Source organism: Bacillus sp. mrc49 (assembly GCF_002803435.1).
The window spans coordinates 1-331 of the sequence record NZ_PHNG01000361.1; the positions used below are offsets into that span (position 1 = coordinate 1).

A 331-nucleotide genomic window follows, 5' to 3' on the forward strand; every position below is an offset into this window, starting at 1 on the left:
GCTCTTCCGATCTAAGCGTTGGAAGAAATCATTGCCGAACTTGAAGAAGGCACACATGGCTTCGCCTTTTCCTCAGGTATGGCGGCCATTTCAACAGCTTTTCTGCTGTTATCTGCCGGGGACCATATCATCATTTCCGAAGATGTGTACGGGGGAACGTTCAGGATGGTCACCACAGTCCTGACCCGTTTCAAAATTGAACATACTTTCGTTGATATGACGGACCTCGAAAGCATCGAAGCGGCCGTTAAGCCAAATACGAGGGCCATTTACATCGAAACGCCTTCAAATCCATTGCTGAAAGTGACCGATATTTCCGCCGTATGTGATA

The 331-nt window shown here is 47.7% G+C and carries 1 pseudogene; it reads left to right on the top strand.

The window, feature by feature from the left end:
• Window positions 1-15: 15 nt before the first annotated feature.
• Window positions 16-331 (top strand): annotated as a pseudogene (locus CVN76_RS02320) (PLP-dependent transferase); the annotation flags it as partial.